Raw genomic sequence first — 24,706 nt, 5'->3', positions numbered from 1 at the left:
AGGGATGACAGGATCCGTGGGCCTGCGTAACTTTCTTCGCACAGCAGCATGAGCACGGCTCGAGGCATTCCACGAGGCAGTGAACTTCTCGAGGCCCTGTGCTTGTCGAGGCCCAGTGCTTCTCGAGGCCCTGCGCTTCCCGCCATTCGAAAGGACCGCTAATGACGTTCGCAACGACCACCCAGACCACCGAACTTGATCGCTTCCCGGCCGCCGCATCCATCGCTGGCCTAGCCGCCCGGCTCCCGGAGGAAACACGGGAAGAACTCTCGCTCGGTGCCGACTATGAGGCGCTTGCGGCGAAGTATCGCCCGATTTTCGCGAAGATTGCCGCCACTGCGGTCGACCGTGAGAAGGAGCGTCGGCTGCCTTACGGCGAGATCGACTGGCTCAAGCGTGCCGGTTTTGGCGCCGTGCGGGTGCCGCGCAAATATGGCGGTGACGGTGCATCCCTGCCGCAGCTGATCGAACTGCTCGCGGAGCTCGCGGCTGCCGACTCAAATATCACTCAGGCGCTGCGCGGCCACTTTGCGTTCGTGGAAGACCGCTTGAACCAGCACGCCACGAGTGACCAGTCGAACTGGTTTGCGCGGTTTGTTGCGGGGGAGACCATCGGCAACGCGTGGACTGAAGTCGGCGAGGTCAAGGTGGGCGACATTGCTACGCGGGTGACTGAGACTTCGGAGGGCCTCGTCGTCAACGGCGCGAAGTTCTACACCACCGGCAGCATCTACGCCGACTGGCTTGATGTGTATGCGGGGCGCGACTCGGATGACGAGCCGGTGATCGCGCTCGTGAACCGGCACCAGCCGGGCGTGGAAATCAGCGATGACTGGGATGGTTTTGGTCAGCGCACCACCGGTAGCGGTACGACCGTGTTCACCAATGCCGCAGTCGCGGCGGAAGAAATCACTGTGTTCACCGAACGCTTCCGCTACCAGACTGCCTTCTACCAGCTTGTGCACCTCGCGACTCTTGCCGGCATTGTGCAGGCTGCGGCGAACGAGTTCGCGCAGCAGGCCGCTGCTCGCAAGCGCGTATTCAGCCACGGTTCGAGCCCGCAGTGGAGCCAGGATCCGCTCGTGCAGCAGGTCGTGGGCCGCGCGACTTCACAGGGTTTCGCGGCGCTCGGGATCGCGGTGCGCGCGACGGAGTCATCGCAGGAGGCTTACCTCGCACGATTTATCGGGGACGCAGAAGTCGAGAAGCAGATCAACCAGCGCGCCGAACTCGAGTCGGCGCAGGGACAGATTGTCATTATCGACCTCGCGCTCGACGCAACCAGCAAGCTCTTCAATGCGCTCAGTGCTTCAGCCGCTTCGGACGCGAAGAAGCTCGACCGCTACTGGCGCAACGCCCGCACTGTCTCCTCGCACAACCCGGTGATCTTCAAGGAACGCATTGTCGGCGACTGGGCGATCAACGGTACTGAGCTGCCCTACGCCTGGGCGATCGGCGCGCAGAAGGACGCTAAGTAGCGCCGCGCGCGTCGACGCGAGCCTAGCTATCTGGACAATGCGCGGGCGCCAGAAAATTAAGCCGCACGCGGAGGGTCCGTGGTTATATAGCCATGGAGGCCTTCCCTGCGGCCTAATTTTTTGCGGGGCCGAGCCACCTCCGGATTTCGTTGATCACTGCAGGACGATCGGCAGCTAAATATGCATTCAGAACCGGCACGACCCCAGCCGATCTGGCCTGTGCGTACTCGCCCCGGTCACTCGCGAGCCGAGCCGTCCAGACGCTGAGGTTTACCGCGAGCCGAGCCACGACCGAGTCAAAGACCACGTCGGATTCCGCCGCAGTGAGCGGTACTCGGTTACCCCACCCGGCGACCACGTCCAGCAATGCGGCGACCGGGTCGGGAGATCGACGACTCGCATACGCTCCAGCGACGACCAGTTCTGCCACGCGGGGTGCCCACACCATGTCACCAAAATCGAGAACTCCGGTGACAGAGTCCCCGGTCACCAGCAGATTCGAGTCGTGCAGATCGTGGTGAACGACCTGATGGGGAAGCGAGGGGAGCTTGTCCGCGACGTGCTCGGCAAACCGCCCAAACGCGGTTTCGAGGATCGTCCAGATAACCGAGTCATGGCTCACCGCAGGCATGGTGGCTGCAAGCGTCTCAAGTGTTCGGGTGAGTTCCCACGGGTGCGCAATCGGCTGGGGTGGCTTCGGCCAACCCTTGAGCCCCTCGCTCACGGTTGCGGCCACGCGGCCAACGTCTCGCAATAATTCAGAGGAAGGCTGCAACGAATCGAGCGGCGTTCCCTCTAACCACTCGGTCAATTGCACGATTGCCTGCCCCGCTTCGGTCTCGACAACCGCGAGGTCGGCACCAGCTTCGGGACCTGCATCCGCACGCACAGCGAACACCCGCCCCACCGGGACCCCACGCTCCTGCAACCGCACCATCGCGCCGGTGCGCCAGCGCGCGATGGCGAGTTCGGCATCCGAATACCGCGAAGCCTTGAACGCGAGCCTGCGCCCGTCGGCCGAATCCACCCGGTACACGGTTGCGAGCTCGCTCTGCATCGCACGCAGCTCGAGCGCAGCCACACCAAATGTCTGCAGCAGGATCTTGCGCACCTGTTCGGTGTCGAGCGAGAGCACTTCCGGGGCGACAGTGTTATCGGGCATCCAGGCAGTCTGCGGCAGAATCGTTGTTATGTCTACAACTCCCTCCCGAGTTCATATGGCCATGGGCTTCGACCCCAACGAAGATGTCGATCTGAACCCCGAAACCGCAAAGCTCCTCGAGCGGCGCGACCGCGTGCTCGGGCCGTCCTATCGCCTCTTTTACCGCGAACCCGTCGCGATTGAGGGCGGCAAGGGCGTGTGGCTCAAGGGTCTTGACGGGCGAGACTATCTGGATGCGTACAACAACGTTCCGGTGATCGGCCACAGTCATCCGGCTGTCACTGAGGCGGTAACGAAACAGCTCTCGACGCTCAACACTCACACGCGCTATCTCACCGAAACGGTGGTCGAATACTCAGAGCGACTGCTCGCGACGTTCCCCGACGAGCTCGACCGTGTCACCTACACCTGCACGGGCAGCGAGGCCATCGACCTTGCGATTCGCACGGCGCGTTACGCGACCGGGAACCGCGGGCTCATCATCTCCGAGCACGCCTACCACGGCACCACCGTCGCAGCAGCGGGGGTCTCGCCTTCGCTCGGCCCGAATAATCCGCTCGGCGAGGATGTAGTGACGATCCCCTCTATCGACACCGCCCGGACTTCTGCCGACCAGGTCGCCGCCAAGCTCGAAGCGGATGTGCGCGCGGCGATCGCGAAACTCGAAGCCTCGGGAGCGGGAGTCGCCGCGATTCTCCTCGATTCGATTCTTTCGAGCGACGGCGTGCAGGTAGAACCGGCCGGTTTCCTCGCCCCGCTCGTCGACCTCGTGCACGACGCTGGCGGTCTCTACATCGCCGATGAGGTACAGCCCGGCTTCGGTCGCACCGGCAATTGGTGGGGCTTCGAGCGACACGGACTCGTGCCCGATCTGGCGGTGCTCGGTAAGCCCATGGGTAACGGCATCCCGATCGCAGCGTTGGTCGGCACGGCGGCAGCACAGCAGAAATTTGGCGAGGAAATCCGCTACTTCAACACCTTCGGCGGCAACCCGGTGAGTATCGCCGCGGCCGGCGCCGTGCTCGACGTGATTGAGCAGGAAGGCCTTCGCCAGAACGCGGCTAAAGTTGGTGGGATGCTTCTGGAGGGCCTCGAGCGGATCGGCACGACGGATGACCGGGTGTTGCACGTGCGTGGTGCCAGGCTCTTCCTCGCAATGGAATTTGCGGATGCGCAGGGCCAGCCGGATGCGGCGCTCGCGGCCCGGGTCGTCAACGGGATGCGCGACGAGGGTGTGCTGATCAGCGCATCCGGCCCCGCTGCCGCGGCGCTGAAAATCCGCCCACCGCTCGTGTTTGACAAGACCAATGCCGAGCAACTCCTCGACACCCTCGAGCGCGTACTGCGCGGGCAGTGATGACACCGCCCGCGCAGTCACTTGCTCGTTGAAAGGCCTACGCCGGCTGGCCTATCGTCTGAGGCGCAAAGGCACCGCGGTACTTTGTTGCGGGGTGACGTTCGTTGAGGCGTGGCTGACCGAAGAGCTTTTCGCGCAGCGGGCCCGGAGCGTACTCGGATTGCGCGAGGCCCCGCTCGCGCAACACGGGAAGCACCTTGTCGGCAAACTCTTCGAATGATCCCGGAATCACCCAGTTGATGACGTTGATCCCGTCGACGCCCGCAGCCTGCCATACTTCGAGCTGGTCCGCGATCTGCTCGGGGGTTCCGACCACGCGGTTGTTCTGCACGAGTCGGTGGGCGATGTCGCCGACTACAGGTTCCCGGTCCGTAATCGACTTGCTAGTCCATTCGAGGAAGCCGCGCGCGGTGTTCGTCTCGATGTCCTTAAGTGGGGTGTCGGCGGGGTAGACGCGGCCGTCCCGATCGACCAGGGTGTTGTGTGCGAGGAATCCCTCGCTGCTCGACCAGCGCTCGTATTCGTTGGCTTTCTCATTCGCTTCAACCTCGGTATCCCCGATGACGAAGCTCAGCCCCTGGAAGAACTTGATGTCGCCAGGCAGCCGGCCTTCGGCCACCGCAAGCTGACGCGTCTGGTCGATCTGCAGTTTCGCGATTTCCGGTGACGGCGAAATGATGAAGGTGGCTTCCGCATTGCGTGCCGCAAATTGGCGACCCGAGGTAGAAGAACCCGCCTGGAACAGCAGCGGCGTGCGCTGCGGCGAAGGTGAGGGAAGGTGCGGGCCCTCAACGCGGTAGCGCTCACTTTCGTGATAGATCTTGTGGATCTTCGACACATCCGCGTAGATGCCGCGTTCCTTGTCTTTCAGCAATGCACCCTCATCCCACGATCCCTCCCAGAGCTTGTAGACGACGTCGACGTATTCCTCGGCCCAGCGGTATCGCTCCGTGTGATCGGTCAGCTGCGGCAGCCCAAAGTTTCGAGCGCCGTTGTCCTGCAGGCCGGTGACGATATTCCACGCGATTCGGCCGCGGGAGATGTGGTCGAGTGTCGAGATCTGTCGAGCGAAGTTATAGGGATGGTTTTGCACCACATTCGAGGTGAGAGCGAGGCCAATATTCTCGGTCACAACCGCGAGCGCGCCGAGCAACACCGTGGGGTCGTTACTCGGAATCTGCAGGCCGTGCCTGGTGTAGACCTCATAGTCGGCATCGGCGTCACCGTAGTGGCCGGTGACATCGGCGAAGAACAGCGAGTCGAATTTCGCTTCCTCGAGGAGCTTAGCGAGGTTTATCCAAATGTCGACGTCCTCAAAGTTCACCTGTTCGGCGTCTGGGCGGCGCCATTGACCGTGCTGGATGTGGGAGTTTGTGTTCATGACGAACGCGTTGAAGTGCAGTGGCTGATTCATTCGGAGACTCCTTCGGTCGATGCGGTGTTGTTGACTACTTCGCTGTTGGGTACTTCGTTGTGAGTTGGCGTCTTGGCAGTATTGACTTCGAGCGTGGCGAGCGAAGCCACCAGCTCTTGGGTATATGGATGCTGCGGGGCGGTGAAGATCTGTTCGGAATCACCGGCTTCGACCACGTGTCCGTGCTTCATCACGAGGGTCCGGTCACTCATGTGGTGGATCACCCCGAGATCGTGCGAGATGAACAGGTAGCTGAGGCCGTATTCGCGCTGCAGATCGACCAGCAGGTCAAGGATTTGGGCTTGCACCGACACATCCAGCGCAGACACCGCCTCATCGAGCACGATCAGATCGGGGGAGGGCGCGAGCGCTCGGGCAATCGCGATGCGTTGCCGTTGTCCCCCCGAAAGCCGCAGCGGAGAACGCTGCACGACTTCCTCGGGCAGTGCCACCTGTCGCAGCAATTCCCGGGCGCGAGTTTTTCGCTCGGCAAGGCTCGGCCAGTCCGCGCGCGGAATCGCGTCGAGCAGGATGCGTTCGGTGTTCCAGCGCGGGTCGAAAGAGCTCAACGGGTCCTGATAGACCACCGAAATTCGGTTGCGGAGGCGACGTCGCCGCTTCTCCGGGATGCGCAGCCAGGGTTCGCCGAGGAGTTCGACGTCGCCGGAGTCGGCAGTTTCAAGCGCCAAGGCGATACGTGCGGTGGTGCTTTTCCCCGATCCGGATTCGCCAACGATGCCGAGCGTCTCACCGCGGCGAACGGTGAACGAGACATCGTTGACCGCGATCGTCGGTGTTCCATCTGCGGCCGTGAAGGTTTTCCGCAACCGATCAGCGTGCAGGACGACCTCAGGGTGATCGCCAGCGTGGTCGCCAGCGCTGCCCTGCTCGGAACTCGCAAGGGAAACGCCTCGTGGGGACGTCTTCAGCGCGAGTTTCGGTGCGGACTCATCCTGCGGTGCGAGTCGTTCGCCACGCGTGTGGCCGCCCGGGACGGCATCAATGAGGCGACGAGTGTAGGGATGCTGGGGTCGTTCTAGTACTTCGGTGGCCGGACCCTGTTCAACCACTTCACCACCGCGCAGCACCAAAATTTCGTCGGCGAGGTTCGCGACCACGGAGAGATCGTGGCTAATGAGCACGAGCGAAGAACCGCGGCGCTTCATATCGGCGAGCAGGGCAAGCACCTGGGCCTGCACGGTCACATCGAGCGCCGTGGTTGGCTCATCCGCAATCACGATCTCGGGGTCCAATGCCACCGCCGAAGCGATTAGCGCGCGCTGTCTGAGACCTCCCGAGAGCTCTCCGGACCGCTGGCGGGCACGCAGCTCGGGGTTGGGCACCTCCACGCTGGCAAGCAGATCGATCGCCTTTTGCCTGCGGGATGCTCGGTCGCGCCAGCCGTGCAGCCGGAGCGGTTCTTCGATCTCGCGACCGACGTGACGGAGCGGATCGAGCGAAACCAATGCATCCTGCTGGATGAATCCAATACGACGGCCGCGCAGCCGACGCCAGGATGCGGCAGACTGCGTGAGCAGGTTGACGTCGCCGAGTTGGAGATGGTCCGCGGTGACTATCGCGCCGTTGCCGGTGAGACCCACGAGGGTGCGGACGGTGACGCTTTTCCCGGAGCCGGACTCACCCACGATGGCAACGCACTTTCCGGCGTGCAAGTTGAAGGACAGGTCGCGAACCACAGGACGTACGCCCTCGCGAGTGGCGAAACCGACGTTGAGGTGCTCCACGCGAAGTCGCGGGGCGCCGGTACCCGAGTTCCCCTCCCCGGAGTGGAATCGCGTTTCGGTTCTCGATGCTTCCGTCACCGATGGTTCTCCGACCGGCACGGTAGAAATTTCAGTTGCGGTCATTGGTCAGTCTCCCGATTCGAGATGAGTTTGAATGTGCTTGCCGAGGACCGTGGCGGACAGCGCGAGCACGAGGATGACGAGACCCGGAATGAAGGTCAGCCAAGGAGCCTGGAAGACATAGCTGCGGCCAGCATCCAGCAACGCACCCCACTCCGGTGAGGGAGGGGCGACGCCCAATCCGAGGAAAGCGAGCCCCGAGGCCCAGACGATGGACTGGCCGATGGCCATCGTGAAAATGGCAACCAGCGGTCGCATGGCATTCGGCAGAATGTGCTGGCGGATGATCTGCCAGCGGCTGTGCCCGAGGGCGAGGGCTGCTTCGACATAACCGGCATGCTTGGCGGCGAGGATCTGCCCGCGCACCATCCGGGCATATCCAGGAGCGGTGCTGAGACCGATTGCGATGACGCCGGTGAGGGCGCTCGGGCCGAGAATCGCCACGACGAGCAGCGCTAGCAGCAGTAGAGGGAAGGCGAAGATCGTCTCAATGAGGCGGTCGATGGTGGCGGCCAGGAATCGGCCGCTGAGTGCGGCGACCGCGCCGAGCGGCACCGCGAGGGCGAGAGCGAGACCCGCGGCCCCGACCCCGATCAGTAGTGACTCGCGCGTCCCGTAGATCACGCGGCTGTAGAGATCCCGGCCGGATTCATCCGTGCCGAACCAGTGATGCCAGGACGGCGTCTGCAGTGCCCTCGCGAAGTCGACTTCGGTGGGGCTATAGGTGGCTAAGAGCGATGGGATCAGCAGTGCCGTGGCAAAGAACAACAGTGCGAGGCTGGCTGCGACCGGGCTCCAACGCACCTGACGGAGCGTTGTCTGCCACCTGGCCCGCTGCGGAGTTGCTGCGGCGGGGCTTGCTTCAGGCAGATCGGATGCAGGGCGAGTGGATGTGTCGGGAGTGGTCATGATGTCTTCAACCTCGGGTCGATAAGTGCGTAGAGCAGGTCCACCAGGAGATTGGCGAGCACGTAGATTGCGGCCACAAGCACCACCACCCCGGTCACCACCGGCAGGTCGCGCGACCCCACCGCGTCGATGAGGGTCTTGCCAATTCCGGGACGGGAGAACACCGATTCCACGATGACCGCGCCGGAGATAGTGGCGCCCAGCGCCCAGCCGGTGAGGGTGATCGCGGGCAGCGATGCGTGTCGGAGCACGTGTGACAGCCGGATCTGCAGATCGCTCATGCCGCGCATCCGCGCGCTCAACACGAAGGGCTGTTCGAGCGTCCGCTCAAACTCGGTGCGCACTGCCTGGCCCATGAACCCCGCCAGCGGGATCGCGAGGGTGAGTGCCGGCAGCAGCAGCGCATCCACCCCCGAACCGCCCATCACCGGGAACCAGCCGAGTTGGAAGGCAAAGACGAGCAGCAGCAGAATGCCGAGCCAGTACTGCGGCAGGCCCGCGGTGAGCGTGTCGATCGCCGAACCAAACTCGCGCAGCCGCGGGCTGCGGCCCGCGGTCAGCGTGACCCAGACGATCATCAGTAGCCAAGACAGCAGGATTGCAGTCACCGTAAGCGCGAGGGTCGCACCCAGCTGTTCGCCAATCACGTCCCAGACCGGTTTGAATTGCAGATAGGACGTGCCCAGCTCGCCGCGCAGAAGCCCGGCAAGATAATCGAAATACTGCACAACAATGGGGTTTTGGAGCCCGAACTGCTCATTGATCGGCGCGAGTTCTTCGGGAGTGCGCGCCTGCACCTGACCGGAACGGATATTCAAGATCGCGGTCGCTCGGTCTCCCGGCAGCGCGAGCTGCGCGAGAAACGCGAGGGATGCGGAGCCCCAGAGCACGATGACCGCGCCACCGAGCGAACCGAGGAGTCGACGGGTGAGGATGCGGCGACGGGCAGCGCGGGTCGCCCGCTGTGTCGATTCGATGACCTGAGCATCCTCCGCGACAGCCTGCGGCTGCTCGACCGGTGCCGTCACGACTGACTTATTCGACGAAGTAGGCGTCATGGAACGTCGGTCCTCCCTGTGCGTGCTCCTGCTTCACTCCCTGCAGTCGCGGGTTGACACCGAGGGTGCTCAGCCTGTCGTAGATGCCGAAGGACAGCGCATGCTCGGCGATGTATTCCTGGGCCTGGGCGTAATACGCATCCTGGGTTTCCTGGTCGGGCGCCGAGTTGCCCGCGAGAATGAGGTTCTCGAGCTCCTCGCTGTTGTAGAACGCGGAGTTCGCGTAATTCGGCCATGCCTCGGTGTGCTGCCGCCAGTTGATGTAGAGAATGCCGCCGTTGATCGCGGTCCAGTAGCCGGGGTAGGCATCCCGTTCTTCGGCGGTGGAGTAGGCACCCGCGAAAAACTCGCCCTGCGGCACCGGAATCAGATTGACCTTGAAGCCGGTGGCCTTCGCCTGTTCCTGCAGCGCCTGCAGAATCGATGCACCATCGGCATTAATGATTGAGCCGGCACCGTAAGGAATGTCGATCTCGAGGAGCTCGCCGTCCTTTTCGCGGTAGCCATCCGCGTTCACCGTAGACCAGCCGGATGCTTCGAGCAGCTTGATCGCCTCGACCGGGTCGTAACTGTAGTAGTCAGCCGCATCCTGGCTGTAGCCGGGAGTCGACTGGCTCACACCGCCGTTACCCTCGTACGGGATCACGCCCTGGCCGATAGTTTCGACTGCGCTCTGCCGGTCGAGCGAGTAGATGAAGGCCTTGCGAACGTTTTCGTCCACGAACGGGCCCTGAGTTGTCGTGAGCGAAATCTGCTGCGGGCGACCACCCGTGACGTACTTTTGGAGCTCGTAGCCGGAGTCTTCCAAGCCCGACCATTCGATTGCGGGAATGTCGTAGATCGCATCCACCTCACCAGAACGTAAGGCGGCTACCCGAGTGACGCCCTCGGGGACGAACCGCCAGTCGATTTTCTCGACGTAAGCGGGACCGTCATGGTCAGCATTCGCTGGCGCTGAGGTGTAGTTTTCATTGCGCACAAGGACGAGGTTCTCGCCGCGATTCCACTCGTCGACCACGAATGCGCCCGAACCGATCGGTGCCTCGCAGTTCTCTTCCTCGGTGCGAGTCTCAAGTGCCTGTGGCGATTGAATACCAAAGTACCCCTGCGTGAGGTTCTCGATGAATTTCAGATACGGCTGGGAGAGATGGACGGCGAGTGTGTGCTCATCAATGACCTCGGTGGATTCGTAATATCCACCGAGCCACGCGAGTGCGGTGCTGTTGCCGCCCTCGGCCCAGTAGTTGAAGTTGTAGGCAATGGCCTCGGCATCCACAGGGGTGCCGTCGGTGAACTCGTTGCCTGGCTCGACGGTGATTGTGTAGGTGAGCCGGTCCTCCGAAAGCTTCCAACCGCTCGCGAGCCAAGGGACTGCCTCGCCGTTCTCGTCCAGCGCAAAGAGACTGTCGAGCACGTTGTAGGAGATATAGGACTGCTCGATCCAGCCACCAAAAATGCAGTCGGGCTCTTGCTGGTGGGCATACACAATGGTGCCGTCTTCGACGCGCTCACCGGTGCCGGATGCGACCGCACCGGTGCCGGCACAGGCGGTCATCGACATGGTCGCGAGCGCGGCAAATGCGGTCGCGGGATGGAGAATCCGCTGTGTCAGTGTCCGCCTGGTTGGCGCGGGTGGTGTTCGGGACATCCTCGGTCCTTCTGTCGTGTGGGTTGAGTGGGTCAACCGTAAAAACCAAAACAGACGGTGAACAGCGAGGATTACTTGGCGCTACATCGTGCATCCTTCCATGACTGTGGATGTCGCTTCACGACGTCACAAAGATTAATGTGCTGCGAAATGAGCAGCATGCGGGTATTAAGGCCTAACGCCCACCTACCGAACCGCCGCCGGCGCCACCACCGGCGAAGCCACCGCCGGCGAAACCGCTCGAAGAGGCACCGCCGCCCGAGCTGGCGGGCATCGCGGCGTGGGCCGATTGCTTGACGTGCGTCATCGCGGCACCGAACATCACCGGCTGGTAGCCATAGAGCCAGAAGGGTGTGCTGTCGGCGGCTTCGTAGTGCGCCTGCAGTTCCTTTGCCCACTTGCGATCGAGCCCGAACAAGACCGCATAGGGCAGCAGCTGCTCATAGACCTCAATGATGCGCGCTTCGCCGGTTGGACCGTCGATGCGTTCGGCGGTGTCGGTCGATTGCAGCGCGCGGATGCGATCCGCTTCGGACAGCTTGATGTAGTCACGCAGGCCCCGCAGATGGTCATAGGCTGCGGCGCCCTCGGCGGTGCGCAGTTTCGTGGGCAGCAGCGCACTGATCACCAGCACCGCCACAAACGCGAAGAACAACCCGGCTGTCAGCGCCATCAGGCCACCACCGTTGACGATCACGAGGATGATGAATGCCGCAATCGCGACGACCAGACTGACTATGGTGACCCAGATTGTCCGGTTCTTCCACGCCGTCGCGACGGGCGACTTTGCCAAGAAACCGGCATCCGCAGCAGCATTCTGCACGTCCTTACCGAACTCGGTATAGGCCTCGCCGATTGCCGCATTGCCAGCCAGCGGTACGGGTTCACCGATCGAATCCGCATCAGTAACTGAGCCTTGACCAGCATCCGCGCTCGAACCATAGCCCGCATCCGCAAATAACACCTCGTCGACAAACTGTCGCTCGACCGGATGCAGGCTGGCTCCGCCCGAAAGCCGCCGAAGCTGTGGGGCCCGAAGCTTCGCGGTGGTTCCTGCGACCGGCTGCTCGGGCGCATCCACCGACTCTTCGATTCTTAGGGCACCCTTCACCGCAGCATGAAGGATGCTCGCGGGGAAGGCCTGCAGCGACAGGGACGGAATCACCTGGGCGGCGAGCTGCGGCGGCAGATCCGCCCGCGGCTCGTACTGCGAGACCACAACACCGCCGCGGGTATGCCGCGACTTGCGCCACTGCAGCACCAAGAACACAAGGCTCACCACCAGTCCAACCGGTGGCACGAACGCCACCACGAGCGGGAACCAACCGATCCGATCGAGTAGCGACAGCTGCGGAACAGTGCCCGGCTCAAAACCAATATTGATCGTCACGGTCTCATCCGGCGGCATCGCGCCGGGGTTCAAGTCATAGGTCAAACCATCGATGGTCACCTCGCAGGGTTCGGTCGCGCCGACGTCACCGAGGTAGCAGGATGCTTCGCCCACGGTCTTTTCTGCCAGCTCTGGCGCCAGGGTGACCCGGGCGGAAAACGTTCCGATGGGTTGGGCGCGGGTCGTCGGCAGCAGATTGGCATAGAACTCTTGCACCTCGGGATTCCCCAGGTCAGCAATAACATCGTGCAGCGTGTAGGTCAGCACATAGGTCTGTTCGCCGTGTACGTATTCGTCATCACCGATTTCGACGACCAGTTCGCCACCGGATACGTCGCTGTCGAACTCCACCTCGTTGCCGTCTTCATCGCGAACATCAACGTCGGAGGCTTCCATCCGGCCATCACCGATCGCCAGCGGCACCGTGCGGATGATGCCGCGGTTCTGGTCCTGCTCGGGGAAGACCGGGACGATCGTTTCGGTCACTTCAGCGTAGGAGCGGTCCTTGCCACCGGGAGTGGTCTCAATGCCCACCTGCCATTCGGAATCCCAGCTCAGGAACTCAAAGTCATCGACCGAACCCGCGGCGAGTTGCTTCACGCCGGGGGCAGAATTTGCTGCGGTTTCGGTGGCAGGGAGTGCAATTGTCTCTGCGGCCGGGCTGACTGTCGAGGCTGCCGAGCTAGCCGCAGAGCCTGCTGCCGCCCCCGTTGCTGCGAGTGCGTGCGTGGCGGGCCCGGCCGCAAATAATCCTGCCAAAACGAGCACGCCTAGTACGAGCGCGAAGAGCAGCGCGGGGATCGATGTCGGTCGGCGAGTGAGCTGGTGATGCACGGCATTCCCTCCGGTTGCGTGCGCCCCAGCCTAAAGGCCTGATCTCGGCGCAATCTGCACATCGAGTGCGCGCGGATGCCTAGTTGCAGTCGGCGAGTACCTCGCGCATGGCCTCGTCTTCGGCCTCGGTCACCCACAGCCCGTAGTTTGCTTTCACTACGATCTGCCGGGCGACGTAGGTGCAGTGATAGGACTCGTCCGGCGGCAGCCACTGGGATGCATCGCTCGATTCCTTCTCATCGTTCGCCCAGTCGACCGTCGGCTGGAGGTTGAGCGGATCGTTTGCGAGCTGGAGACGTTCTTCCTGTGTGAGGTCTTGCGCTCCGGTGCGCCAGGCGTTGTAGAGCGCGACCACGTGGTCGATCTGTACGTCATCGCTTGTGCCCTGGCCGCGGATGAACTCCACAGTTTCGCCCGTATACGGGTCGTGCAGCACACCCGAGTCGACTCGGCAGCCGTCGCGGTTGAGCTCGACTTCTTCAAGCTGTTCGGCGAGCATTTCCTGTCGGGTATTGCAGCGATCGCCGTCAAGGTCGGCCCAGCCATCGCCGAAGTATTCGGCCCGCTGGAAGTAGCCGTCCCACTCCGTCTTCGGCGCCACCGGAATCGTGTCGAGCACCTCGAGGGCGGTGTCTGCGAGGGAGTCATCAACCTGCGTCTCTCCATCCTCGCCCGCTTCGGTCACCGACTGCGACAGTATTGGCAGCGCGCCGTCGGGGGTTTCGGCGTCGTTGCCCAAGTCGGCCGAGCATCCCGTCAGCAGTAGTGCGACCAGGCTGAGCGGTGCAACAACGCGGGCAAGCGCTCGCGGCCGGGTGCGGCTGCTGGTGGCGCTGCGGTGAATTTCAGTCATAGAGTCTGCTGCGGAGTACAGCGCACGTTCAGCGTGCGCGGCAACTTTTGCGCGGCGGGGGACTCGGTTGGAGGTGCGTCGGGTCAAGGTGCTCCCGGTCAGAGAAGAAAACTAGTCATCTGCCAGGGTAGCGAGTGCGAGATACCTCTAGGCTCGCAGCGCGGGCACCCGGTGCCGCAGAATCTCCGCGATCGCCTCACGCGCGGCAGCTCTACCGGCCTCAACCATCGCATCCACATGCTTCGAGGACCACTGCGAGAATCCGTCGAGCTTCGGTGAAATGAGGAGCGTCGTCGGATCAGTTTCGAGGTCAGAGACGTGCGGGGTCAGCGGCCGCATGCTGCGCACCGGCCGTTCGGGGCGGATGCGCACTGCAATCACGTGCGTCGCTCCTAAAGACTTAGCTGCTCGAATCGGCAGGTTCTCTACGAGCCCGCCGTCATAGAGCCACTGCCTGCCCTTCCGAATCGGCGGGAAGATCGCCGGAATTGCCATGCTCGCTCGAAGTGCCTCGGCCACGGAGCCCTCCGTCATGACGACCTGCCGACGGCCGACCACGTCGGTCGCGGTGGCCGCGAACTTGCGCGGTAGCTCCTCAATATTGCGATCACCCCCGAGCTGCTCGATTGTGCGCAGCAGGCCATCAGAATTCAGCAGCGCCGGTCCATCGGGAAATCTTCGCTGTGCGGTCTCGGGCTTGCGGCCAAAGATGTGCCGCGAGAACGTGCTGATATTTGCGGTCGAGGCCTGCTGATACAGCACGGAAAGCGGCACCCCTGCGGCGTAGCCGGCGCCGATAATCGCGCCCATGCTGGTGCCAGCCACAATGCCGGGACGGATCCCGCGACCGTGCAACTCTTGCAGCACACCGACGTGGGCAGCACCGAGCGCGCCACCGCCGCCGAGGGCGATGCCGACTTGTATGGGGTTGTCCTCATCCGGCGCTGGGGAAGCGAAAGGAAAGAGGTGCTCTGCGGCGAGGGGGCCGTGGGTCAAACAATCATCTCCAAAAGCTCCGGAACGTTCCCGACTGTTCAGGGGAGGGATTGGGAAGTTCCGGAATCTCACGATGGTAGAAACAGAGCCTGAAGATTGTGGCGATACTCTCAGGATTAAAGGTTTGACGAAAGCGGTTCGTCGGGAAGTGGGCGAAGTGCTGACAGCGGGGCAGAGGTCGAAACGGCGCGGGCAGGATGCACGCCCCGGTATTCGCGGTCGGCTTCGGCGTCGGAATCAGCCTCAGCTTCGACTGCCGCGGTTTCGGCGCAGGATTGCGCGTGTCATCGGGGCAGCAGGGCTCACCACGGTGCTGCTGCTGACGGCTTGGATTGGCGCGGATATCGACCCGGCCGTGGCGGCACCTGAGCGCATCCAACCAAGCCTTGACGAGCCCAACGCCACCACGACATCCGAAGCCGATGGCCTCTGGTACTTCACCGAAACCCAGCTTGCGGATATTCACGCGTCCGGAATCACCGGTCAGGGCGTGACAATCGCGATCATCGACTCACCGATCAATCTCGAGGTTGCCGACCTTGCCGACGCCGATATCCGGCCTCGCACCGAGGAAGTCTGTCCCGGTTTTACCGGTATTGAGATCTCCGAGCGCGCTCGCCACGGCACCGCCATGGCCTCGCTCATCGTCGGCAATGGCAAGGGAGTCGGCGCGGAACCGGGCGTGCTCGGGGTTGCACCCGACGCCACGATCCTGCACTATGCGGTGCTGAATGTGGCCGTCGACGAATGCGCCGCGCCGCTTGCCGATCTCGTGGCTGACGCGATCGAGCAGGGTGCCGACATCCTGAATCTCTCGATCAGCTATAACTCCCCGATGGATGCGCAAAACGCGATCGACCTCGCGCTCGAGGCCGGGCTGGTGGTCAACGTCGCAGTGCAAAACGAATCGAGTGACAGCCTCGATCTGCTGTCGGGACTGCCGGGGGTCGTCTCTGTCGAGAACGTCGATCAAGATGGCCAGCCGGATGCATACTCAGTGACCGGGGACGGGCTCGATTTCATCGCGCCCGGCGTGGGAATTCGGATGCTCAAAACCGACTTCTCGGGATACGAACTCGACCATGGCACTTCGCCCGCAACGGCCTGGGTGAGCGGGGTTTTCGCGCTCGCGCAATCCGCCTGGCCGGATGCGACCGGCAACCAGCTCATTCAAGCGGCAATCCGCAGCACCCGCACTTTCGATGTGGATGCGCTACCTCGCACAGATTCTGAAGGGTTCGGATTCCTAGACCCGAGCACTTTCCTGAGCACAGACCCGACCCAGTTTCCCGACGCCAACCCGCTGCTCGACAGCGGTGAAACACCCGCAACTGATTCTGCAGTGGAGGAGCACCCCACTGATCCCGATGATCTCACTGGCGCTGAGCGTCCTTGGCTCACGCTCGTGTCTCTAGCCGCGGGGTTTCTCGCAGCTACGGGGCTCTACGTGGTCATCTTGCTGCGTCGTCGCCGACGGCACCGATATTGGCAGGAATAGCTGCAGCCCTACAGCCCCAGCAACCCACGCAGCTCGTGCGCGTTCGAGGCCACCGCAACGGCGCCCTCATCCTCGCCGACGTGGCCGTAACCCCAGTTCACATAGATGGTCGGTACACCGTGCACTGCGGCGCCCTGTACGTCGTAGAACCGGTCGCCGATCATGATCACGTTCGACAGGTCGACGCCCTTCTCACGCAGCCGGCGGAGCGCCTCTTCGACCACGTCTTCCTTCTTCGACCGCGACTCGTCATCGGTCGCGCCGGTGATGAAATCAAACTCATCCGCGATGCCGTAGTAGCGCAGCACACGGTTCGCGGGTGATTCGGGCTTACTCGTCGCGGTGGATTGCGGAATCCCTGCCCGCCGCACCGACCGCACAAGATCCGCCATGCCTGCGAATGCGGGGGAGTCCACAAGGCCCGATTCTTCGTGAATTTCACGGTATGTTTCGAGCGCGTGCAGCAATTCGATCTGGTCGTCGAGGTGGTTCGCCTTGAAGGAGTCAATGATCGGTGGCCCGACGTAACTCAGCAGCGTCTCATCACTCGGAATTGGCATCCGGAACACATCGAAGGTCTTCCGCAGTGCCTCAATGATGCCCGCGGCAGAGTCAGAAATCGTGCCGTCAAGGTCCCACAGGATCGCGCTGAACGGCGGCTGCCCGGTGCCCAACGGCATATTGACCGGGGTAATCGGTCGCGATTTTGGCTGGATGCGCCGCGAAAGCGTGGTCGGGGCAATCGGCGGCTGCTGGACCACGGTCACGGATGCGGGAGAAAAATGTTCGCTCGGTTTGGTGGGCGTGCGCAGGCCGTCGAGGGGATGCGCAACATCCCCACCGTGGCGCTCGAGCGTCGCGGTGCGGGCCTCATCGTGGTCGGATTCGGCGAAAGCGTCTTGCCCGGCGGCTTCTCGTGCCGCCAGTTTGCGCTCCGCTTCGGGATCAACTTCCTCGAGCAGTGGCGCGTCGACGGGACCGGTGATGTCGCCGGATTCGTAGGTGGCGTCGGTATTGCTCATCCAGTCAGCCTACCGGCGCCCTCCTGCGAGAGATCTCGCCGTCTCCCAGAGAATGCGCGCCGATCGCTCCCAGGTGAATCGCTCCATGTGCTTGAGGCCAGCGGCGATCGTCGCCGCCCGAACCTCGGGGTCATCCAGAGCCTGGACCTGCGCGGCGAAGTCTCGCGCATCCTCCCGGGCGAAATAGCGTGCCCCGGGGCCCGCAACCTCGTGGAAGATCTCGAGGTCGGTGACCACCGCCGGGGTGCCAAGCGCGAGCGCCTCAGCGAGCGGCAGCCCATAGCCCTCGTCAAGCGAGGCGGTCACAAGCACGGCGTTATTGGCGAGCAGTCGCGCGTATTCCTCGTCGCTCACACCCTCGTGAAACACCACGTCCGCGCCGGCGGGCACGAGCGCTTCGAGCTCGCGGCGGCGTTCGGGCTTGATTCGGCTGAGCAGATGCAGCGCGCGCCCGGGCAGGTCCGCCATCCCAGCGATCAGCGTCTCCACACCCTTATAGGGCATGAACGACCCCATATAGACGAGGTTCTGGATGCGCTCGGTCGGCTTGGTCTGGCCAGTTGCGTTGGTCTGCCCGGTCGCTGCGGGTTCCGGCAGCAGCGCCCGCAAGTCATTCGGCGCATTCGGAATCACCACGACCGGGCGCTTCGTGAGCTTGGCCGCAAGAATCTCACGCTTGGTGGTCTCGGAAACGGTCGCCACCGCATCCGCCCCGTTGAGCGCGAGCCGCTGCGGGCCGTAAGTGAGGTGGTAGGCGCGCCAGCCGAGCCGCAATAGCGGGTTCAGGTGCGTGGGGGGTTTGCGGTGCCGGTAATAAATAAGGTCGTGCAGGGTGACGATTGCCTTGTACTTGCGGCCGGTGGTGCCGATGGTTTGGAGCGGCGAGAACACCACATCGGGGCGGTAGTTATTGAGTTTGAAGGCCGCGATCGGCTCGAGCGCCGACTCATTCGAGTGGAAGAGCAGCCATTTCGCGCCCGTGGGAAGGTGCTCGAGCTGGCGCTCGTCATGGATGAGGAAGGTCACCTCGTCCGGCGACTGCGCGTGCACAGCGTTGCCAAGCTGCGCCGAATACCGGCTAATCCCGTCATGAAAGTCGGTGCGGATATACCGCGCATCGAAGAAAAATCGCATCCCCTCGAGCTTAGCGACCTCCCTTCACCCGGGGCGCGCGGCATAAACTCTCACTGAACCGCCCGCCGATCGAGGACTCACCGTGACCGTTGCCATGACCCCAGTCCAGGTACCGAAAGACGCAGTGTCATTGGGTAAAGGGCCGATCCCCGAGACCGATGCTGAACTCAAACAGCGCATCATCGAAGCGATCGAGAAGGATCTTGCCGAAAACGGTGCGACACTGCCGGTTCCGATTGCCGAGCGGGTGGCTGCAGCCTTTGGCGAGCAGCCAAATATCTCCTCCGTCACCGTGGACTTCAGCAACGTGACGCTCGCCGTGCAGGACGAAGCATCCGAGCAACAACCCGATCTCGGGCCCGCCGTCAAAAAGAAGGTAGAAGCGGAACTGAGCCACGTCGCAGTGCGCGCGAATCCGGCGAGGCTCGAGTCGATGCCGGTCAGCGCATCCTTCGAACTGGAAAATCTCGCGGTTGACTGGCTCACCGACGCGAATGGCGATGTGTGGCTGGCTGTGAGCGAGCGCAAACTCGAGGGATTCTCGGGGCAGGGCGAACTGCAGGCGGATATCGATGATGCTCGGGCCCTGGCTCGGGAACTCGCCGAACGGGCCGCGAAGGACGATTCGGTGCGGATCAAAGAGGTCGACTTCGACATCGAGGTGGAGCGGCCGCGCGGTGGCGAGCAGCGCATCCGGGCGACGGGTGTGCTCGATGGCGGCTACAAGTTCATTGGGGCTCAGGTGAAGGCCGAAGTGGATGCGGTGCTCGAGAACTCGACTGGCAAGGCTCGGGTGGAAGACTTCAAGCTGAGGTCGAGTAATCCGCTCGTGAAGCTGATGCTCCTCGTATTCCGCAAGCAGATTCGGGCGCGTCTCAGCGAGCCGATTGACCTCAATTCCGGCCTCCCGAAGGGCTACCGCATCGACCACCTCGAACTGCGCACCCGCGGCCGCGCCCTCATCGCCACCCTGCGACTTGGGTAGCACCGCCGTACGCCGAGGCGAATCCGCGCCATACTTAGGAGCGTTGTGTCTGCCACAAGCAAAGGATCAAGGGTGACCGAACCAACCTCCACCAGCATCGACCAGGGCGTACTCGCAGGGCTCGTCGGCGGCCTCGCCACCGGCGACATCGAGATCATCGACCTCACGAATAAGCTCAGCCCGAACACCCCCACGCTCACGCTGCCAGAACCCTTCGCGAACCTCATCGACCTCAGCCTCGAAAAGGTCAGCGAATTCGATGAGCCGGGCCCGCTGTGGGCACACAACAACATCCACATCGGCGAGCACATTGGCACGCACCTGGATGCTCCGAGCCACTGGATCAGCGGCCGCGACGGCGACGACGTGTCACAGATCCCGGTCGAGCGGCTCGTCGGACCTGCAGTGGTGATCGACAAGAGCGCCGAGGCCGCCGAGAACCCCGACTTCCTGCTCGAGATCGAGCACATCCAGGCTTGGGAGGCCGAGCACGGCAAGCTGCCCAAGGGCGGCTGGCTGCTCTACCGCACCGGCTGGGATGCGCGCGCTCAGGACGAGGAACAGTTCCTCAACTTCTACGAGGGCAAGAGCCACACCCCGGGGGTAAGCGCCGAGGCCGCGAAGTGGCTGGCCGAGGAGACTGAGCTGGCGGGCTTCGGCGTTGAGACCGTCGGCATCGACGCGGGTGACGGCTTCTCGCTCGAACCTCCCATGCCGGTGCACTACTACCTGCTCGGCAATGACAAGTACGGCGTCACCTCGCTGCAGAACCTCGCGAAGCTACCGACCACCGGCGCCGTCATTATCGTCAGCCCGCTGCCGATCGTGGGCGGTACCGCAAGCCCCGCGCGCGTGCTCGCCTTCGCCCCGAAGCGCGCGTAGCCCGAAGCGCGCGTAGCCCGAAGCGCGCGTAGCCCGAATCCGCCCGTATTCACCAGCACCGGGAACCCGCGCGCATCCGCCCGCGCGCGTCCACCTGCGCGTGCATTCAAACGGACTCGCGTCCTCAGACAACCTGCAGTCACGAACAGGAGTACCCCAGATGAACGTAGGCGAGGCAGTCGGCCACGCACTCGCACAGCTCGGCGTCCGCCAAGCTTTTGGTGTCGTCGGTAGCGGCAACTATCACGTCACGAACGGTCTGCTCGACGGTGGTGTGAAGTTCGTGGCTGCCCGTCACGAGGGCGGTGCGGCCACGATGGCGGATGCATACGCGAGGGTCTCGGGTGAAGTCGCGGTGGTCTCGCTGCATCCCGGTTGCGGACTCACGAACGCCGTCACCGGGATCGGCGAGGCCGCCAAGAGCCGCACGCCGATGATCGTGATTACCGGCGATGCCTCCGACACCGCCTCGAATTTCTTTATCGACCAGGATGCGCTGGCCGCCTCGGTCGGGGCGACAAACGTCCGTCTTCGCTCACCACAGACTGCGATTGTGGATGCTCGCCGTGCCTACGCGACTGCGCTGCGTGAGCGACGCACGGTCGTCTTCCACCTGCCGATGGACGTGCAGGAAACCGAGTTCCCCGCGGAGCGCTTCGATACGGCGCCGGCGGCGCATACTCAGCGATCGGCTTCGGGTAGCGCGGCACGCTTCGATACGGCGCCGGCGGCGCCTACTCAGCGTGCGGGGAATTCTCGTTCCTTGAGGAGCGCGGAGCCCTCCCAACGCTCCTTGAGTAGCGCGAAGCGCGTATCGAAAGGCCAGCCACAATTCACCGGTCTCACGCCAGTTGAACCAATCCCCGCACCACGCGCCGCCGATGAAGCAGTCCAAGATCTCGCCGACGCGCTACGCGCCGCTAAGCGCCCGGTCTTCATCGCCGGCCGCGGCGCTCGCGGTGTGGCAGCGAGGGACGCGCTCGTCGCCCTCGCCGACCAGACCGGCGCACTCCTCAGCGAAGGCGCGGTCGCAAAGGGCCTGTTCGCAGGAAACCCCTGGTCAATTGACGTTGCGGGCGGGTTCTCGTCCCCACTCACGGTGGAACTTATTGGCGCTGCGGATCTTGTCGTCGGCTGGGGCACCGCCCTCAATCAGTGGACCACCCGCCACGGTCAGATGATCGCTCCCGAGACCAAGATCGTGCAAGTCGACATCGAACCGGCAGGCATCGAACGACAGCGTCCCGTGGACCTTGCCGTCCTTGGTGATGTTGCTGCCACGGCAGCCGCGACGACCGAGCTGTTGCGCGCAACCGACGGTGCATCCGAGCCTGAACCCGACCGCGCATCCACCGAAGTTTCGTCACCGGCTCAGGACGGCGACTTCGGTTACCGAAGCGAGGCGCTCAAAGCGCGCATTGCCGCGGAGGTGAAGTGGCGCGGCCTGCCGTACGAGGACGAAAGCACCGCGGACCGGATCGATCCGCGCACCCTGTCGATCACGCTGGATGACCTGCTGCCGCGCGAACGCACGCTCAGCATCGACTCGGGCAACTTCATGGGCTATCCGAGCATGTACCTCGACGTGCCGGATGAGAACGCCTATGTCATGACGCAAGCTTTCCAAGCCATAGGCCTGGGTCTATCGACCGCGATTGGTGCGGCACTCGCGAGGCCGGATCGGTTGCCGGTGCTCGCGAGCGGTGACGGTGGTTTTCTGATGAGCATCGCAGAGCTGGAGACGCTCGGTCGCCTCGAGATCCCGATGCTGATAGTGATTTACAACGACCACGCCTACGGCGCCGAGGTCTACCACTTCACGCCAGATTCCGAACCCCGCGAGACCGTGGTGTTCCCGGACACCGATATCGCCGCGATCGCACGCGGTTACGGCTACGACGGTGTCATGGTACGCACAACTGCCGACCTAGGTGCGGTGGCCGAGCTCGTCGCACAAGGTTTGCGCAAGCCACTGATTGTGGATGCGAAGGTCACCGGGGGAGCGTCCTGGTGGCTCGCGATGGCGCTGAAGCACTGAGTTAGCGAATCACGCATACGCGCAGCGTCAGAACAGGCGCAGTTCGCCTGACTCGCTGCCGCGCATGTCCTCATAGTCGAGCACGACGCAGCGGATGCCGCGGTCTTCGGCAAGGGTGCGCGCTTGCGGCTTGATCTCCTGCGCCGCGAAAACGCCGGTCACCGGTGTTAGTAGCGGGTCGCGGTTCATGAGTTCCAAATATCGCGTCAGCTGCTCAACGCCATCAATTTCTCCACGACGCTTAATCTCGACCGCCACGGCCTTACCCTCCGGGTCCCGCGCGAGGATATCCACGGGGCCGATCGCGGTCATGTGTTCGCGTCGCACGAGGGTGTGCCCGTCGCCGAGCCGCTCAATTTGTGCGGCGAGGAGTTCCTGTAGGTGAGCCTCGACACCGTCCTTGGTGAGGCCCGGGTCGACACCGAGCTCAAAGTTCTGGTCGGAGATCCACTCGTAAATATTCACGCGCAGCTTGTCACCGGTCTTACGGTGCGTGACTTCCCAGCACTCGATTACGCCACCGAGCTGCTGCTCTTCACTCAGCTCAACCACGCTCAGAATTGCGGGCGGGCTCATCCAATTCAGCGGCTTATATGAGCCGCCGTCGCTGTGGACAAGCAGCGAGCCGTCAGCCTTGTGGATGAGCAGACGCGTAGCTTCCGGCAGGTGTGCGGTGAGGCGGCCGACATAGTCGACCGAACAACGAGCAATGACGAGGCGCATTCGTGAAAGGGTAGCGGGTTTATGCGCCGGTCGCTCGGAACAGCATTCCCGTTAGCGGGATGCTCCAAGTACGATCCAGCGGTCACCCACGACGCGGCCAATCAGGGTGATGCCGCGGCCAATGAGATAACCGCCGAAGGCGCACCAGAGCATGTTGACCGCGTATGCCCCCTGCACGTTCAGGCCGAGCACGATAAAGACCAGCGACACGAATGCGATCAGTGGGAAGATGCCCACAATCGCGAGGTACTTCAGGTCGCCCGCACCGATCAGCACCCCGTCGAGCACGAAGACCACCCCGCCGATGGGGAGGAAGAGCGCCATGGTGATGAATGCCGAAGGCAGCATATCGAGCACCGCGAATTCGTTCACAAAGAGGTAGCCGAATACCGGCGACAGCGCGATCATGACCAGCAGCAGCACCACGCCGAGCCCGACACCCCACCACACCAGCATCCAGGTCAGTCGTTTCACCTCCGACGCTCGACCCGCGCCGAGATCATGGCCGATGATGGCTTGGGCTGCGATGGCCAGCGCATCCAGGGTGAAGACCAGCACGTTGTAAACCGTGTAGGTCACCTGCAGGGTCGCGAGTTCCGAAACGCCCAGCTGCGCGCCTGCCCACATCAGTAGCAATAGCGCGATGCGCAGTGTCACGGTGCGGAGGATCATCAGCGAGGAACTCACGAGCGCCTCGCGGGGCTGGCCGATTCCGAAGGAGAGGCTCACCCCGTGGGTGTTCGCGGCCTGCATGCCAACGATGATGTAGATCACCGCCATGAGCGTTTCGGCGATGACCGTGCCGAGTGCCGAGCCCGCGATGCCCAGCTGCGCGCCGTAAATGAGCGCGGCATTCAGCCCCGCGTTGAGCACGGCGCCGCCCACAGCCACCAGAAGTGGCGTCTTGGTGTCTTGCAAACCGCGCAGCAACCCGGTTCCCGCGATCACCAACAGCATCCCCGGTAGGCCCCAGAGCGAGACGGTGAGATAACTCATCGCCGCCTCGTACACGAACTGATCATTCGTGAACACTCGCACCACCGGGTCCGCGATCACCAGGCCCAGTAAGAGCAGCACCACGCCGCAGGCAAGGCCGAGCCACATGCCGTCGATGCCGGCTCGCACGGCGCCCGCCCGATCTCCGGCTCCCAGGCGGCGGGCGACCAGCGGCGTCGTGGTGTACGCGAGGAAGACCATCAGCCCGGTAATCGTGGTGATGATGGTCGCGCCGATCGAGAGTCCCGCCAGCACCGATTCGCCGAGGTGCCCGACCATCGCGGTGTCGGTGAGCACGAACAGCGGTTGCGCGACGAGCGAACCGAGCGCGGGCACGGCAAGGGCCAGGATGCGGCGGGTCGTCTCGAAGCGGGAGGTCACCTGGCCATTCTCCCAGGAAACCGCGATCCGGTACGCCACTGCGCCGTCACTAGGCCGCTACAGCGCCGCCACCCGCAACCGCG

At 63.4% G+C, this 24,706-nt stretch carries 19 protein-coding genes; 6 read left to right on the top strand and 13 right to left on the bottom strand.

What is annotated here, in order from left to right; all coding sequences use genetic code 11:
- The first annotated feature begins 161 nt into the window (after positions 1–161).
- On the top strand, positions 162–1,478 hold the full coding sequence (locus F8O05_RS01895) for an acyl-CoA dehydrogenase family protein (protein ID WP_158051041.1): 1,317 nt from the start codon (positions 162–164) through the stop codon (positions 1,476–1,478).
- Positions 1,479–1,590: 112 nt separating this feature from the next.
- Here F8O05_RS01895 and F8O05_RS01890 read toward each other — a convergent pair whose 3' ends face one another.
- Positions 1,591–2,640: a phosphotransferase gene (locus tag F8O05_RS01890; RefSeq protein WP_158051040.1), complete on the bottom strand. Its 1,050-nt coding sequence runs from the start codon at positions 2,638–2,640 to the stop codon at positions 1,591–1,593.
- A 28-nt stretch (positions 2,641–2,668) separates the two neighbouring features.
- Here F8O05_RS01890 and F8O05_RS01885 point away from each other — a divergent pair, with 28 nt between their 5' ends.
- Entirely contained in the window at positions 2,669–3,997 is a 1,329-nt protein-coding gene (locus F8O05_RS01885) for an aspartate aminotransferase family protein (protein ID WP_158051039.1), read from the top strand.
- A 37-nt stretch (positions 3,998–4,034) separates the two neighbouring features.
- Here the strand turns inward: F8O05_RS01885 and F8O05_RS01880 are convergent, their stop codons facing one another.
- The 8 genes from F8O05_RS01880 to F8O05_RS01845 all read right to left on the bottom strand — a co-directional run bounded on the left by F8O05_RS01880 (position 4,035) and on the right by F8O05_RS01845 (position 14,964).
- Positions 4,035–5,411, bottom strand: a complete 1,377-nt coding sequence (locus F8O05_RS01880; protein ID WP_158051038.1) for an LLM class flavin-dependent oxidoreductase — start codon at positions 5,409–5,411, stop codon at positions 4,035–4,037.
- On the bottom strand, positions 5,408–7,279 hold the full coding sequence (locus tag F8O05_RS01875) for a dipeptide ABC transporter ATP-binding protein (protein WP_158051037.1): 1,872 nt from the start codon (positions 7,277–7,279) through the stop codon (positions 5,408–5,410). The genes F8O05_RS01880 and F8O05_RS01875 overlap by 4 nt, the downstream gene beginning before the upstream one ends.
- 3 nt (positions 7,280–7,282) lie before the next feature.
- Positions 7,283–8,185: an ABC transporter permease gene (locus tag F8O05_RS01870; protein WP_158051036.1), complete on the bottom strand. Its 903-nt coding sequence runs from the start codon at positions 8,183–8,185 to the stop codon at positions 7,283–7,285.
- On the bottom strand, positions 8,182–9,243 hold the full coding sequence (locus F8O05_RS01865; protein ID WP_158051035.1) for an ABC transporter permease: 1,062 nt from the start codon (positions 9,241–9,243) through the stop codon (positions 8,182–8,184). Before F8O05_RS01865 ends, F8O05_RS01870 begins: the two co-directional genes overlap by 4 nt.
- Positions 9,221–10,891: an ABC transporter substrate-binding protein gene (locus F8O05_RS01860; RefSeq protein WP_192496985.1), complete on the bottom strand. Its 1,671-nt coding sequence runs from the start codon at positions 10,889–10,891 to the stop codon at positions 9,221–9,223. The genes F8O05_RS01865 and F8O05_RS01860 overlap by 23 nt, the downstream gene beginning before the upstream one ends.
- Before the next feature lie 175 nt (positions 10,892–11,066).
- Positions 11,067–13,115, bottom strand: coding sequence for a DUF2207 domain-containing protein (locus F8O05_RS01855; protein WP_158051034.1), 2,049 nt, complete (start codon positions 13,113–13,115; stop codon positions 11,067–11,069).
- Between the two features lie 79 nt (positions 13,116–13,194).
- Positions 13,195–13,968 carry an HNH endonuclease family protein gene (locus F8O05_RS01850; RefSeq protein WP_158051033.1) on the bottom strand — a complete coding sequence of 258 codons (774 nt, stop codon included), beginning with the start codon at positions 13,966–13,968 and terminating at the stop codon, positions 13,195–13,197.
- Positions 13,969–14,115: 147 nt separating this feature from the next.
- A complete protein-coding gene (locus F8O05_RS01845; RefSeq protein WP_192496984.1) occupies positions 14,116–14,964 on the bottom strand; it encodes a patatin-like phospholipase family protein in 849 nt (282 codons plus the stop codon).
- A gap of 124 nt (positions 14,965–15,088) precedes the next feature.
- Here F8O05_RS01845 and F8O05_RS01840 point away from each other — a divergent pair, with 124 nt between their 5' ends.
- Positions 15,089–16,462, top strand: coding sequence for a S8 family peptidase (locus F8O05_RS01840; RefSeq protein ID WP_192496983.1), 1,374 nt, complete (start codon positions 15,089–15,091; stop codon positions 16,460–16,462).
- An 8-nt stretch (positions 16,463–16,470) separates the two neighbouring features.
- Here the strand turns inward: F8O05_RS01840 and F8O05_RS01835 are convergent, their stop codons facing one another.
- Positions 16,471–17,484, bottom strand: coding sequence for an HAD hydrolase-like protein (locus F8O05_RS01835; protein WP_225735674.1), 1,014 nt, complete (start codon positions 17,482–17,484; stop codon positions 16,471–16,473).
- A gap of 9 nt (positions 17,485–17,493) precedes the next feature.
- Complete coding sequence (locus tag F8O05_RS01830) at positions 17,494–18,618, bottom strand: glycosyltransferase family 4 protein (protein ID WP_158051030.1); 1,125 nt, start codon at positions 18,616–18,618, stop codon at positions 17,494–17,496.
- Positions 18,619–18,700: 82 nt separating this feature from the next.
- Here F8O05_RS01830 and F8O05_RS01825 point away from each other — a divergent pair, with 82 nt between their 5' ends.
- The 3 genes from F8O05_RS01825 (at position 18,701) to F8O05_RS01815 (ending at position 22,523) form a co-directional block, all read left to right on the top strand.
- Complete coding sequence (locus F8O05_RS01825) at positions 18,701–19,603, top strand: hypothetical protein (protein WP_158051029.1); 903 nt, start codon at positions 18,701–18,703, stop codon at positions 19,601–19,603.
- Positions 19,604–19,675: 72 nt separating this feature from the next.
- Positions 19,676–20,485: a cyclase family protein gene (locus F8O05_RS01820; RefSeq protein WP_158051028.1), complete on the top strand. Its 810-nt coding sequence runs from the start codon at positions 19,676–19,678 to the stop codon at positions 20,483–20,485.
- 160 nt (positions 20,486–20,645) lie between these two features.
- Positions 20,646–22,523: a thiamine pyrophosphate-binding protein gene (locus F8O05_RS01815; RefSeq protein ID WP_158051027.1), complete on the top strand. Its 1,878-nt coding sequence runs from the start codon at positions 20,646–20,648 to the stop codon at positions 22,521–22,523.
- Between the two features lie 27 nt (positions 22,524–22,550).
- Here the strand turns inward: F8O05_RS01815 and nucS are convergent, their stop codons facing one another.
- Both nucS and F8O05_RS01805 read right to left on the bottom strand, forming a co-directional pair.
- Positions 22,551–23,246, bottom strand: coding sequence for an endonuclease NucS (gene nucS, locus F8O05_RS01810; protein WP_158051026.1), 696 nt, complete (start codon positions 23,244–23,246; stop codon positions 22,551–22,553).
- Between the two features lie 51 nt (positions 23,247–23,297).
- Entirely contained in the window at positions 23,298–24,623 is a 1,326-nt protein-coding gene (locus F8O05_RS01805; protein WP_225735673.1) for an MATE family efflux transporter, read from the bottom strand.
- Between the last annotated feature and the right edge of the window lie 83 nt (positions 24,624–24,706).

Origin of the sequence: Gulosibacter chungangensis (assembly GCF_008831155.1) — a bacterium.
Lineage (GTDB): Bacteria > Actinomycetota > Actinomycetes > Actinomycetales > Microbacteriaceae > Gulosibacter > Gulosibacter chungangensis.
This window is presented reverse-complemented; position numbering and strand designations above follow the sequence as displayed.

Bases quoted from the DNA above. Each gene is read 5' to 3' on its own strand.
- F8O05_RS01895 (WP_158051041.1), top strand. From the start codon at position 162: ATGACGTTCGCAACGACCACCCAGACCACCGAACTTGATCGCTTCCCG.
- F8O05_RS01890 (WP_158051040.1), bottom strand. From the start codon at position 2,640: ATGCCCGATAACACTGTCGCCCCGGAAGTGCTCTCGCTCGACACCGAA.
- F8O05_RS01885 (WP_158051039.1), top strand. From the start codon at position 2,669: ATGTCTACAACTCCCTCCCGAGTTCATATGGCCATGGGCTTCGACCCC.
- F8O05_RS01880 (WP_158051038.1), bottom strand. From the start codon at position 5,411: ATGAATCAGCCACTGCACTTCAACGCGTTCGTCATGAACACAAACTCC.
- F8O05_RS01875 (WP_158051037.1), bottom strand. From the start codon at position 7,279: ATGACCGCAACTGAAATTTCTACCGTGCCGGTCGGAGAACCATCGGTG.
- F8O05_RS01870 (WP_158051036.1), bottom strand. From the start codon at position 8,185: ATGACCACTCCCGACACATCCACTCGCCCTGCATCCGATCTGCCTGAA.
- F8O05_RS01865 (WP_158051035.1), bottom strand. From the start codon at position 9,243: ATGACGCCTACTTCGTCGAATAAGTCAGTCGTGACGGCACCGGTCGAG.
- F8O05_RS01860 (WP_192496985.1), bottom strand. From the start codon at position 10,891: ATGTCCCGAACACCACCCGCGCCAACCAGGCGGACACTGACACAGCGG.
- F8O05_RS01850 (WP_158051033.1), bottom strand. From the start codon at position 13,968: ATGACTGAAATTCACCGCAGCGCCACCAGCAGCCGCACCCGGCCGCGA.
- F8O05_RS01835 (WP_225735674.1), bottom strand. From the start codon at position 17,484: ATGAGCAATACCGACGCCACCTACGAATCCGGCGACATCACCGGTCCC.
- F8O05_RS01830 (WP_158051030.1), bottom strand. From the start codon at position 18,618: ATGCGATTTTTCTTCGATGCGCGGTATATCCGCACCGACTTTCATGAC.
- F8O05_RS01815 (WP_158051027.1), top strand. From the start codon at position 20,646: ATGAACGTAGGCGAGGCAGTCGGCCACGCACTCGCACAGCTCGGCGTC.
- nucS (WP_158051026.1), bottom strand. From the start codon at position 23,246: ATGCGCCTCGTCATTGCTCGTTGTTCGGTCGACTATGTCGGCCGCCTC.